Below are 9,179 nucleotides of genomic sequence, written 5' to 3' on the forward strand. Positions count from 1 at the left end.
GGACTGATGCCAGCACATCGCCAGACTCGTCACGCACTTCCAGCATGGGGTTGGCCTTGCCATCCACAATGGCGGTCGCATGCCAGTTCACAAACAGCACACCCGGGGCGGCGTTGAGATCTGCGGGAACGGAAGCCTGTGCAAAACCAGCGGTCATCAGGCCTGCAACGGCCAGCATCTTGATTACATTTTTCATGTTCGTTCACTCTCTTGGTTTTTATGTCATTGCCAAGGCCAGATCGGCCAGAATCAATGCATCCATGCAAGAGGTTATTCAAATAGTATGTTGTTCTTTCACCGACATCAGACATCACTCTTTATGATATCACAGCCCGGAACTACCGTTTATTTGGCCGCCAGGCCTTCCTGCCTAAGCGTTGATTGAATATTAAAGACACTTGGCCTAAGTTGTTAGCGAGATAAACTGGTAAACATGTTCAAAAAAATTGAAGGTATGAAATGGCCAAGGAATCGAACAAGGAACGGGCGCTGACCCTGGAAGCCATCCGGGTACTGGATGCCATCGATCGCCGTGGCAGCTTCGCGGCGGCCGCCGACGAGCTGGGCAAGGTCCCCTCGGCGCTGAGCTACACGGTACAGAAGCTGGAAGACGAGCTGGACGCCATGCTGTTTGATCGCAGCGGTCACAGAACCAAGTTCACCCCGGCCGGCCGCATGCTGCTGGAGCAAGGCCGGGTACTGCTGGCCGCCGCCGAGCATCTGGTGGGTGAAACCCGGGCGCTGGCCCGTGGCTGGGAGACAGACATCACCATCGCCGTCGATGCCCTGATGCCGCTGCAGACACTCTATCCCCTGGTCGAAAGGTTGGCCGAGCTGACGGATACCCGGTTGAGGTTTCGCGCCGAGGTGCTGGCAGGCAGCTGGGAGTGTCTGGAAGATGGCCGCGCCGACCTGCTCATCTCCTCCCTCAACCCCGATATCATGCTGACAGGCGTCAAGCATCAGGTGCTGCTAGAAGAGGTGATGCTCTACGTCGCCCACCCGGATCACCCGCTGCACCAGGAGCCCGAACCCCTGGCGGACGAAACACTGCGCCGCTACCGCGCCATCGCAGTGGCGGACTCTGCGCTGCGCAAGCCGGTGCTCACCTATCGCCTGCTCGACAAGCAGCCACGCCTCACCGTCAGTACCATGACGGAGAAGCGCGATGCCCTGCTGGCGGGGATAGGCGTCGGCACCATGCCGCTGAGCTGGATAGAAGAGGACATCAAGGCAGGCCGCCTCAAGGTGATCAGCCCCGAATATCGTCACCAGATCCAGGTCGTGCTGGCCTGGCGGCGCGATACCATGGGCAAGGCCAAGAGCTGGCTGGTACGGGAGATCCCCAAGCTGTTTCCCGGCAAGGGAAATGAGGCCGGGGAGCCTTTGGTATGACAGATGGAGGCGGAGCCCGCCTCCGCTTGACGGTAGGTGCACATTAGGGGAAAAGAAAAAAGCGGACCTCTTGCGAGTTCCGCTCAATGCCAGGAAAGAATAAAAACCTTTCGGTTTAAAAAACCCTTAAATTGGAAGCAAACAATCGATTTCTCAACCAGGAAGGTCTTGAATCCGATTCGTTTTGAATTATGCGCGATGTTTTATGCACCACCAGAAAAATGTTGAATGGTTGAAAGATATGCACCGCAGAGTATCACTATCTGCAACCTTCACCCTTGACTGGTCTGGCCATTTCAATCGATTACGACGGATTTATTTCCTCTGGTTTTTTTAAGTGTCAATATCTGAGCCCACAACGACAAAATCACTCAATTTCTGACACAACATAAAGATGCAGATAAAGGAATAGTTGCATGACCTACAGCCAGACCCTGGCCAACAATATTCTCGACACCCTGAAGAAGACCCTGACCGACAAGGGGATCCGCTATCAGACCCTGGCAGAGGCGATGGGCGTCTCCATCGCCACCGTGAAACGGATGATGAACAAGCCCTCCCTGCCGTTCGATACTCTGCTGGAGATCTGCCACTTGGTGGGGCTGTCATTCGAGGAGCTGCTGGACCGCACTCAGGACGCCCAGAGCCGCCGTGCCGTCTTCACTCAGGAGCAAGACGAGGCGTTTCACAACGAGCCGGGGCTCTACGCCTTTCTCGCCAACATCTTCTGGCGTGACAAGACGCTGATCGATCTCAAGCGGGAGTACAGCCTGACCGATGCCTCCTGCTACCTCTACCTGCGCAAGCTGGAGAAGCTGGGCATTTTGCAGCTCGGTATCGACAACAGTTACCACTTCCTCATCAGCGAGCGCATCAGCTTCGAGCAGCACAGCCGCTTCGCCCGCCAGCAGGCACGGCAGGCAATGTCGGTGCTGGGGGAGTATCTGGTGGAGAACATGCACAAGCCGAACAATTACATGGCGCTCTGCCAGCTGCACCTCAACGAGAGCGAGGCGATGGCGCTGATCGATCGGATGAAGGAGTACTGGCATCAGGAGCTCAAGCTCAACCGCCCCGCCATCGGTCAGCAGGAGCACGCCAAGACCTACACCATGTCGCTGCAACTGGCGGATTGTGGCTATCACAGCTTCGACGACATGATCCCCAATATCGACAACTGATCCCGGCGGATCCTGCGGGATCCGCCGTGTTGGTTGGGCTCTACCCGGTGAGTTGAGAAGCTTGCAGCAATCTGCCTACGGCCGGTTGCAGCGCTTGGGTATCGAGACAGATGCGGATGGCCACTGTGTTCGACAGTGCTCTGGATATTCCCTAATCGGCGCGCCGGGTTTGTTGCAGCTTGCCTGCGAGCGGCTGCAACGCTCGCGTATCGAGACAGATGCGGATGGCATCTGGCCGCCAGTGTTCGATATCACAATCCACCAGCCCCCCTCGCTCGTCATAGTTGACCCGCACCAGCCGCAGCACGGCACTCCCCTCCGCCAGATTGAGCGCGCGGGCGATGGCACCCCGCGCCGCCGAGGGGGTGATCTCCATACTCGCCCCGCCCTGGCCTATGCCATAACGCTGCTGATAGAGCTCGGTGAGGGAGCTGGCCAGCGGCGCACTGGCTATATCGGGAAAGCGGCTGGCCAGCAGATGGTGGCTGACATGGAGCACAGGTCGCCCATCGATCAGCCGCAGGCGGCGGATTTCATAGAGGGGGGTGAAGGGATCCAGCCCCATCCAGCGGCACAGTTCGCTGCTGGCAAGCTCGCTGCCGTGGGCCAGCACCCGGGTTTCGGCGGTGCGTTGCTGCTCGCCGATCCACTGGTGAAAGTGGGTGTGGATGGCAGGATCGTAGGTAAGCCGGGGCGGTGCCACGAACCAGCCACGCCGCTCGGCCCGGTAGATGAGGCCGTCTGCTTCGAGGCTGGAGAGCGCCTCCTTGATGGTGATGCGGGTGGTGGCGAAGCGCTCGCTCAGCGCCCGTTCGGCAGGCAGCTGCTGCCCCGCCACCAGCTGGCCGCTGCCGATATAGCGGCGCAGGGTCTGGCAAATCTGTTCGCACTTGGAGGAGGAGCGGCCATCGGCCATTCTCTGTTCGTTCAATATCTGCTCGCTCAATCTCGGCTCGGTCACACTCATATCCCTGTTGGTCATTCCGGTTTGCACCCGCCTGGAGTAGACCAGCGGCTGTCGACCCTGAGTTGTAACCGTTCCGGATGACAGCGGCGTGACAGGGCGATTGTCATCAAACTGCCATCAAAGCGCCCCGCCACCGTCATATTTCCCCTCTAGCATCCCTCTCGAACCTTAACTGACCTAGTCCAGAAGGATGGGATAATGAAAAGCGTGATCGCAAGTGCACTGGCCCTGGTGGCCATCAGCCAACCACTGTTTGCCGCCGAAAATATCGCGGATATCGAAAAGGCCGCCCGTGGCGAAGGGCAACTCAGCAGTATCGGCATGCCCGACAGCTGGGCCAACTGGAAGGATACCTGGCAACAGCTGGGCAGCATCTACGGCATCAAGCATCAGGATACCGACATGAGCTCGGCGCAGGAGATCGCCAAGTTTGCCGCCGAGAAGGCCAATGCCACCGCCGATATCGGTGACGTGGGCGGCGCCTTCGGTCCGGTGGCGGTCAAGCAGGGGGTCACTCAGCCCTACAAACCCTCCACCTGGGCCGATATTCCCAACTGGGCCAAGGATGCGGACGGTCACTGGATGCTGGCCTATACCGGTACCATCGCCTTCCTGATCAACAAGGATCTGGTCAAGGCTGCCCCCACCAGCTGGCAATCCCTGCTGGGTGGTGACTACAAGGTGACCCTGGGTGATGTGGGTGTCGCCTCCCAGGCCAACAACGGCGTGCTGGCAGCGGCCTATGCCACCGGCGGCAGTGAGAAGAACCTCAAGCCCGCGCTGGAGCTGTTCGGCCAGCTGGCCAAGCAGGGTCGTCTGTCGCTGAATGACCCGACCATCGCCAATATCGAGAAGGGCGAAGTGGAAGTGGGTGTGCTGTGGGACTTCAACGCCCTCAACTACCGCGACCAGATTGACCCCAAGAAGTTTGAGGTAGTGATCCCGAGCGACGGCTCCGTCATCGCCGGTTACACCACCATCATCAACAAGTGGGCCAAGAACCCCAACGCCGCCAAGCTGGCGCGCGAATACATCCTCTCCGATGCCGGTCAAATTAACCTGGCCCGTGGCTATGCCCGCCCCATCCGCAGCAACGTGACCCTGCCGGATGACGTGAAGGCCAAGCTGCTGCCAGCCGAGCAGTATGCCAATGCCAAGCCGGTCAGCGACCATGCAGCCTGGGAGCAGAGCTCCAAGGCCCTGCCACGCCAGTGGCAAGAAACCGTCATGATCAACATGCAGTAAGGGAATCCAGTGCAACACAAGGTGATAGTGGTACTTGTGGATGGTCTGGCAGCCGAGGTAGCCCACACCATGGGCTACCTCGGTGGCATGGTGGAGGCGAAGCGCGGCTTGTATACGACCCTGAGCTGTGCCCTGCCCTCCCTCTCCCGACCGCTCTACGAGTGCATCCTGACCGGCGTGCCACCGGTGGCAAGCGGCATCACCCACAACGGGGTGAGTCGCCTGAGCCAGCACGACGCCATCTTCCATCTGGCCCGCGCCGCGGGTAAACGCACCGCAGCGGCGGCCTATTACTGGGTGAGCGAACTCTACAACCGCAGCCCCTGGCTGGCGCTGCGAGATCGTTACACCCATGACGAGCAGTTGCCGATCCAGCACGGCTGCTTCTACTGGGATGACAACTACCCCGACAGCCATCTGCTGATGGATGGGGAATGGCTGCGTAGCCAGTACGACCCCGACTTTCTGCTGATCCACCCGATGGGGGTGGATGACGCTGGCCACCAGTTTGGCCTCGATTCGCGCCAGTACCGCAATCAGGCGCGCCGGATGGACAGCCTGCTGGCCGATCTGCTGCCCCAGTGGCTGGCAGAGGGGTATCAGGTGGTGATCACCTCGGATCACGGTATGAACAACGACTTAAGCCACGGCGGCACCCTGCCCGAGGAGCGCACCGTGCCGCTCTGGCTGTTTGGCGATGCCTTTATCGAACACTGGCCGGATGGCGTTGTTATCGCCCAGACCCAACTTTGCGCCCTGATGGCCGACTTGCTGGGCGTTCCCCACGATAAACCGGTTGCTCCCCCGCTGCTCAAGGCGGCCTTTATGCGTGAGGTGCACTGATGATGCCCGCCACCACCGAGATCCTGCTGGATCAACCCGTGGTAACCCGGCGCCGGGTGCGCCGTCACTGGCTGCCCGCGCTGGTATTGCTGCCGTTTATCCTGCTGATGATCCTGTTCCAGCTTGCCCCCATGGTGTGGGTGCTGGTGGGCAGCTTTCAGACCCCCGATGGCTGGGGTCTCGACTACTACCGGGAGATCCTGAGCTCCCCCTTCTATCTGCAATCCTTCGCCAACTCGTTGCGGATCGCCGGTATCGCCAGTCTGGCGGGGCTTGCCATCGGCACCCTGGGTGCGGCGGCGCTGCGCCACAGCGGCGAGCGGGTCAAACGGCTGCTGCTGGCGTTTGTCACCATGACAGGCAACTTCAGCGGGGTGCCGCTGGCGTTCGCCTTCATCATCATTCTCGGTATCAACGGCGCCGTTACCCTGCTGCTGAAATCCTGGGGCCTCATCGACGGCTTCAACCTCTACTCGGGGTCGGGCCTCATCCTCATCTACACCTACTTCCAGATCCCGCTCGCCTTGCTGCTGCTCTATCCGGCGTTCGATGCCTTGCAGGATGAGTGGCCGCAGGCTGCGGCACTGCTGGGGGCGAGCAAGCGTCAGTATGTGTGGCACGTGGCGCTGCCGGTGCTCACACCCGCCCTGCTCGGCACCCTGATCATCCTGTTTGCCAACGCAGTGGGTGCCTATGCCTCCGCCTACGCCCTCACCACCGGCAACTTCAATCTGGTGACTATCAGGGTGGCCAGTCTGGTCTCCGGCGACATCTTCCTCGAGCCCAATATGGCGGCGGCGCTGGCGGTGATCCTGATGGTGCTGCTGGGGGTGGTGACGGCCGCCAACCAGTGGTTGCTGAAAAAGAGCTATGTGAACAAGGGGCAGTCCCATGCATGACCTGACACCCTGTACTGGATTGAACAAGCCGGGTGCAGCTGGCCTGCATCCTGGCGGGAGACGACAAGATGCATGATTTGACACCGCGCTGGCCAAAGTGGGTGCTGGGGGCGCTGGTCGCCACCCTGCTGCTGCCGCTGCTGGCCACCTTCCTCTATTCCATCTCCACCCGCTGGGGGGCGACCATGCTGCCGGATGGCTTCACCCTCGACTGGTATCTGAAGCTGTTGGGCGATCCGCGCTTTCTCGCGGCGTTTGGCCGCAGCCTGCTGGTCTGCTTCGCCACTCTGCTGCTGGGGACCCTGGTGCTGGTGCCCACCGTGTTGGTGGTGGCCTACTACTTCCCCAAGCTGGATCCCTGGATGAACCTGCTGATCCTGCTCCCCTTTGCGGTGCCGCCCGTGGTCTCCTCGGTGGGACTGCTGCAGATCTACGCCGACGGCCCCCTGCCCATCGTCGGCACGCCCTGGATCCTGATCGGCACCTGGTTCACCGTGGTGCTCCCTTTTATGTACCGGGCGCTGGCCAACAGCCTGCAAGGGGTGCCGCTCAAGGATCTGATGGATGCTGCCCACCTGCTGGGAGCGAGCAGTCGCCGCGCCTTCCTGTTGGTGGTGATCCCTTGCCTGCGCAAGGGATTGCTGGCGGCACTGTTTCTCTCGCTCTCCTTCCTGCTCGGCGAGTTCGTGTTTGCCAACATGCTGGTAGGCACCCGTTACGAGACCCTGCAGGTCTACCTCTACAACATGCGCGCCACCTCGGGCCACTTCACCAGTGCGCTGGTGATGAGCTACTTCCTGCTGACCCTGCTGCTCACCTGGGCGGCCAACAGATTTCATCGGTGATCCAAGATGTTTCATTTAGAAGTCAATCAACTGCACAAATCCTACGGCGATACCCCGGTGTTCGAGGGGATCGAATTCGGCATTCGCAAGGGGGAGCTGGTGACTCTGCTCGGCCCCTCCGGCTGCGGCAAGTCCACCCTGCTGCGGGCATTGGCCGGGCTCACCCAGGTGGATGGCGGTCAGGTGCGGGTGGCCGGTGAAGACATTACCTGGCAGGCGCCCCAGAAGCGGGGCATCGGCATGGTGTTCCAGAGCTATGCGCTGTTCCCCAACATGACGGTGTGGGACAACGTCGCCTTCGGCCTCAAGATGAAGCCCCAGCCGGGGCGGGAGCTGGCGGCCAGCGTGCAGGAAGCGCTGGAGCTGGTGGAGCTGACCGGCTTCGAGCGCCGCTATCCGGGTGAGCTCTCCGGCGGTCAGCGCCAGCGGGTGGCGCTGGCGCGGGCTTTGGTGGTGCGGCCAAGGATCCTCTTGCTGGACGAGCCGCTCTCCGCGCTGGATGCCCGCATCCGCCGCAGCCTGCGCCAGCAGATCCGCGAGATCCAGCAACGCCTTGAGCTCACCACCATCTTCGTGACCCACGATCAGGAGGAGGCGCTTACCCTGTCGGATCGGATCTTCCTGATGAACAAGGGATCCATCGTGCAGAGCGGTACGCCGGAGCAGATCTACACCCGCCCTGCCAGCGAGTTTGTGGCGAGCTTTATCGGCAACTACAACCTGCTCGGCGCAGAGCAGGGCAAGTCGCTGTTCGGCCCCCATTTTCAGGGCAAGCTGGCGCTGCGCCCAGAATCCATCACCCTGCTGCCCGCAGGGGCGACCAGCAGCGAGCCTTGCCTGCCCGGCATAGTGCGTCAGCAACAGCTGCTCGGCAACGTCATCCGCTATCAGGTGGCGTGCGAGGCGGGACTCTTGACGGTGGATTGCCTCAACCGCTCGGCCGGCGATCTGCTGGCAACCGGCAGCGCCGTGACCCTGGTGGTGGCCCGGGATCAGCTGTGTGAGGTAGCATAAAGCCATGTATCCCATTCTGTTTTCGACCGGCATCATGATGCCGGTCACCAACCCAAGGAGCCGTCATGGCACTGGCACTGTTTGATCTGGATGAGACCCTGATTGCCGGGGATTCCGCCAGCCTCTGGCTGGAGTACATGGTGGCCCAGGAGCTGGCCCCGGCGGACATGATTGCCGAAGAGCAGGCCATGATGTCCCTCTACCATCAGGGCAAGATGGACATGCACCAGTACATGGCCTTCACCCTGCAGCCGCTGGCAGGCAAGTCACGTCAGTGGCTCAGCCAACAGTGCCACCGCTTCGCCGAGCAGGTGCTGCGGGCGCGGATCTACCCCGAGGGGTTGGCGCGCATCGAGTGGCACCGCAAGCAAGGGGACGAGCTGGTGCTGATCTCGGCCTCCGGCGAACATCTGGTGGCGCCCATGGCGCAGATGCTGGGGATGGATCACTGCGTCGCCATCCTGCTCGATGAGGAGGAGGGGATGCTGACCGGCCAGACTCGCGGCACCCTGAGTTTTCGGGAGGGCAAGGTGGCCCGCATCGACCAGCTCTTCGCCGGAGACGACAACCTCTGGCAGGATAGTTACGGTTACAGCGACTCCCACAACGACCTGCCACTGCTGCGAGCGGTGAGCCATCCTCATGCGGTCAACCCGGCTCCCGGCCTGCGTCAGATCGCCGCCGAACACGACTGGCCCACCCTGGACTGGCAACTGAACGGCTAAATGAAGAAGAGGCCCTCGGGCCTAATGCCGATCAGTTAAGGATCCATTGACCGATCCTTCTGATG

10 protein-coding genes are annotated in these 9,179 nt (G+C 61.1%); 8 read left to right on the top strand and 2 right to left on the bottom strand.

All coding sequences use genetic code 11. The features are described from left to right. Positions 1 to 196 (bottom strand): hypothetical protein (locus AAC083_RS01750; protein WP_108535702.1); only part of this gene is annotated, 196 nt, incomplete at its 3' end. Between the two features lie 263 nt (positions 197 to 459). Between AAC083_RS01750 and AAC083_RS01755 the strand changes: the two genes are divergently transcribed. Both AAC083_RS01755 and AAC083_RS01760 read left to right on the top strand, forming a co-directional pair. After that, the gene (locus tag AAC083_RS01755) at positions 460 to 1,395 is read left to right on the top strand and encodes a LysR family transcriptional regulator (RefSeq protein WP_108535703.1); all 936 of its coding nucleotides are present in this window, start codon (positions 460 to 462) and stop codon (positions 1,393 to 1,395) included. Positions 1,396 to 1,811: 416 nt separating this feature from the next. Then, positions 1,812 to 2,576, top strand: a complete 765-nt coding sequence (locus tag AAC083_RS01760; RefSeq protein WP_108535704.1) for a helix-turn-helix domain-containing protein — start codon at positions 1,812 to 1,814, stop codon at positions 2,574 to 2,576. 151 nt (positions 2,577 to 2,727) lie between these two features. Here the strand turns inward: AAC083_RS01760 and AAC083_RS01765 are convergent, their stop codons facing one another. Beyond that, on the bottom strand, positions 2,728 to 3,558 hold the full coding sequence (locus AAC083_RS01765; protein ID WP_084204726.1) for a UTRA domain-containing protein: 831 nt from the start codon (positions 3,556 to 3,558) through the stop codon (positions 2,728 to 2,730). A gap of 183 nt (positions 3,559 to 3,741) precedes the next feature. Between AAC083_RS01765 and AAC083_RS01770 the strand changes: the two genes are divergently transcribed. The 6 genes from AAC083_RS01770 to AAC083_RS01795 all read left to right on the top strand — a co-directional run bounded on the left by AAC083_RS01770 (position 3,742) and on the right by AAC083_RS01795 (position 9,114). After that, positions 3,742 to 4,788, top strand: a complete 1,047-nt coding sequence (locus AAC083_RS01770) for an ABC transporter substrate-binding protein (protein ID WP_108535706.1) — start codon at positions 3,742 to 3,744, stop codon at positions 4,786 to 4,788. 9 nt (positions 4,789 to 4,797) lie between these two features. Continuing rightward, entirely contained in the window at positions 4,798 to 5,631 is an 834-nt protein-coding gene (locus AAC083_RS01775; protein WP_108535707.1) for an alkaline phosphatase family protein, read from the top strand. Then, positions 5,631 to 6,530, top strand: a complete 900-nt coding sequence (locus tag AAC083_RS01780; RefSeq protein ID WP_108535708.1) for an ABC transporter permease — start codon at positions 5,631 to 5,633, stop codon at positions 6,528 to 6,530. The genes AAC083_RS01775 and AAC083_RS01780 overlap by 1 nt, the downstream gene beginning before the upstream one ends. A 68-nt stretch (positions 6,531 to 6,598) precedes the next feature. Beyond that, positions 6,599 to 7,375, top strand: coding sequence for an ABC transporter permease (locus tag AAC083_RS01785; protein ID WP_042039313.1), 777 nt, complete (start codon positions 6,599 to 6,601; stop codon positions 7,373 to 7,375). A gap of 6 nt (positions 7,376 to 7,381) precedes the next feature. Further along, positions 7,382 to 8,389 carry an ABC transporter ATP-binding protein gene (locus tag AAC083_RS01790; RefSeq protein WP_108535709.1) on the top strand — a complete coding sequence of 336 codons (1,008 nt, stop codon included), beginning with the start codon at positions 7,382 to 7,384 and terminating at the stop codon, positions 8,387 to 8,389. Between the two features lie 65 nt (positions 8,390 to 8,454). Further along, positions 8,455 to 9,114, top strand: a complete 660-nt coding sequence (locus AAC083_RS01795; RefSeq protein ID WP_108535710.1) for an HAD family hydrolase — start codon at positions 8,455 to 8,457, stop codon at positions 9,112 to 9,114. The last annotated feature ends 65 nt before the right edge of the window (positions 9,115 to 9,179 follow it).

The organism is Aeromonas sp. HMWF014, from assembly GCF_963878295.1.
In the GTDB taxonomy this organism is placed as follows: Bacteria; Pseudomonadota; Gammaproteobacteria; order Enterobacterales; family Aeromonadaceae; genus Aeromonas; species Aeromonas popoffii.